2 protein-coding genes are annotated in these 3305 nt (G+C 41.0%); both read right to left on the bottom strand.

Annotation, left to right across the window (positions count from 1 at the left end; genetic code table 11):
* A partial coding sequence (locus tag JQM82_RS14700; protein WP_235251151.1) for an NCS2 family permease occupies window positions 1-1378 on the bottom strand: 1378 nt, incomplete at its 3' end.
* A gap of 94 nt (window positions 1379-1472) precedes the next feature.
* Window positions 1473-3098, bottom strand: a complete 1626-nt coding sequence (gene ptsP, locus JQM82_RS14705) for a phosphoenolpyruvate--protein phosphotransferase (protein ID WP_235251152.1) — start codon at window positions 3096-3098, stop codon at window positions 1473-1475.
* Window positions 3099-3305 lie beyond the last annotated feature (207 nt).

Below are 3305 nucleotides of genomic sequence, written 5' to 3' on the forward strand. Positions count from 1 at the left end.
GGAATATATATTTCAATATAAATAAAATTGCGAGAACATACATCAATGCACTGATCTTCTTATCTTTTGCTTTTCCGGTGATCAGATTTAAAACAACATAAGAGATAACGCCCATAGATATACCTTCTGATATGCTGTAGAAGAATGGCATTGCAATGATACAGATGTAGCATGGAAGTGCCTCTGCAAGATCCCCAAAATCAATGTTGGAAACATTTGTCAGCATATAGAATCCTACAACGATCAGTGCCGGTGCGGTTGCAAATGATGGGATTGCAAGGAATATTGGTGACAGGAACAAAGCCAGTCCGAAAAGAATTGCTGTCGTTATCGCTGTAAGACCGGTCCTTCCTCCTTCTGTTACACCTGACGCACTCTCTACATAAGTAGTAGTCGTAGTAGTTCCAAATACGGCTCCTGCAGTCGTTGCAATAGCATCCGCAAGAAGCGCACCTTTGATATGTGGAAGCCTTCCCTCTTCATCCAGCATGTCTGCCTTGGCAGATACACCAATCAATGTTCCGATCGTATCAAACATATCAACAAATAAGAAAGCAAAGATAACCACTACAAAATTAAGAGAAAACACTCCCGAGAAATCCAGTTTCGCAAACACAGGAGCAATGCTCGGAATTGCCAGACCGTTGCTGAAGTCCGGAAGCAGACTATAGAATCCAAGTTCAGGATTCGGAACATAGATTCCTGCAAACTGACAGATGATTCCAAGTGCCCATGTAATCAAAATCCCCCATAAGATATTTCCCTTGATGTTTTTGATTACAAGAATACCTGTGATTACAACACCGATCACAGCCAACAACACTGTAATTCCTACGTTATTAAATGCAGCCTCCACTCCATTCACAGAATTGTATCCTTCTAACGAGAACAACTCCACCAGTGTCGCACCACCAATTACAATATTCGCATTCTGAAGACCGATAAATGCAATAAACAGACCGATTCCCACGCTGACCGCAGCCTTTAGATTCTTCGGAATTGCATTGAAGATTGCTTCACGTACGTTCGTCAAAGACAGAATGATAAATACAATACCTTCCACAAACACAGCCGTCAAAGCAACTTCCCACTTATACCCCATTCCAAGAACTACTGTATAAGCGAAGTACGCATTCAGCCCCATTCCCGGTGCCAGTGCAAACGGATAATTGGCCAGTAAAGCCATCATCAGTGTACCGACCAATGATGCAAGCGCCGTTGCTGTAAATACTGCTCCCTGATCCATTCCTGCTGCAGCGAGAATACTTGGATTAACAGCCAGTATATAGGCCATTGTCATGAACGTTGTGATTCCGGCAAGAACTTCTGTTTTAACATCTGTACCGTTCTCACTGAGTTTGAAAAACTTTTCTAACATGTGATTTCCTCCTTCATGTCACTCATTAATAGATTCGATAACACTCTCATTCTAACAAAAGAGACCCGTAAAGTAAACGGGTCTCTTTAGAAAATCACTGTATTTCTCTAATCTTTTTCCGAAGTGCAAGTACCTGGTTTGGAGCAACGGATAACTCATCGATTCCCATCTGAATAAATTGTTCCGTTAATTCCAGATCCGCTGCAAGATCTCCACATATACCAATCTTCTTTCCTTCCAGATGAACATTATTGGCAATAATACGAATCATCTTCAAAAGTGCCGGGTGATGCGGATCATACCAATTTTCCAGCCTGGCATTTGTACGGTCCATTCCAAGAGTAAGCTGTGACAGATCATTCGTACCGATACTGAAAAAATCCACTTCTCTTGCAAGCTCACCACTGATCATAACCGCTGCCGGAGTTTCAATCATAACGCCTACAAATATCTCTTCGTTAAACGGTATCTTCTCATCTTTTAATTCTTTTTTTACTTTCTCCAGTATACGCTTTGCACGTACCACTTCATCAAGTGAAGTGATCATCGGAAACATCAGCAGAACATTGCCATACGCCGATGCACGGAGCACCGCACGAAGCTGTGTCTTGAATATCTCTTCTTTATCAAGCGACACACGGATTCCCCGGTAACCGATCGCCGGATTCGTTTCTTCTCCAAGATCCAGACACTCTGCCATCTTATCTCCTCCAAGATCCGCAGTTCGGATTACAAGCTTTTTGGTTCCCATTGCTTCTGCCGCCAGCTTATATGTCTGAAACTGCTGCTCTTCTGTAGGCAGCTTGATACCATTTTCTATATACAGGAATTCACTTCTGAATAATCCAATGCCCCCGGCATCACAGCGAAGAACATTCTCTATGTCTTCCCTCGTTCCGATATTGGCATAGACATCAATTTTCTGTCCACTCTGTGTAATATTTTCTTTTCCTTTCAGACGTTCCAGATTGACAACCTGTGTATGGTTTTCATCCTGTCTCTGTTTCATCTTTGTGATCGTTGTATAATCCGGTTCAATATATACTTTTCCATCAAATCCATCGATGATGATCGTCTTACCTTCATATTCTTTCTTAAGAGACTCTCCTAACCCGATGACCGCCGGAATTCCTTTTGTTCTTGCCAGAACTGCTGTATGTGAATTGATTGTTCCGTAACGTGTCACAAACCCGAGAACTTTTGTCTTATCCAGCTGAACAGCTTCACTTGGATACAGTTCTCCCGCAGCAAGTACAAACGGCTCATCCATCAGCATCCGGTCCTTCCACGCTCTCGACAGGATACGCAGGACTCTGGTCACCACATCCTTGACATCTGCCTCATGCCCCTGCACATAACTTTTATCATTTTTGATCGCATATGTGATAAAATTTTCTGCTACATTCTTAAGTGCATATTCTGCATTCAGTTTCTGCTCTACAATAATTGCCGTTACCTGGCTGATAAATTCCTGATCCTCCAGTATCATCTGCTGCATCTCAAAAATAGTTGCATTCGCCTCACCGACTTCCTGAGTCGCTGAATCATAGAGATCCTTCAGATCCTGAATTGCTCTCATTCTGGCCTTCTGGAAACGCATCACTTCTTTTTCTACATCTTTTACATAAATACGACGTATCTCTTTTGTATCTCTTTTATAGAAGCTGATCTTTCCGATCGCAATTCCTTCCGATATCTTTTTCCCCGTCAATGTAATCATAATTCATACCCTTTTCTTCATATGGATAATAATACTTTACACTTTTGCCAGGATTTCGTCAAGTAGAATAGATTTTTGTATGAAAATACAAAAACTTATGCAAATTCATTGACTTATTTATAAATATATGCTAATCTCAAAAAGTATAATCTATAGATTAATCTTATAGATTTCACTTTTAATTAATTTTTATGGAGGTAGTAAAAT

Origin of the sequence: Faecalicatena contorta (assembly GCF_021531995.1) — a bacterium.
GTDB classification, from domain to species: domain Bacteria; phylum Bacillota; class Clostridia; order Lachnospirales; family Lachnospiraceae; genus Dorea_A; species Dorea_A contorta_A.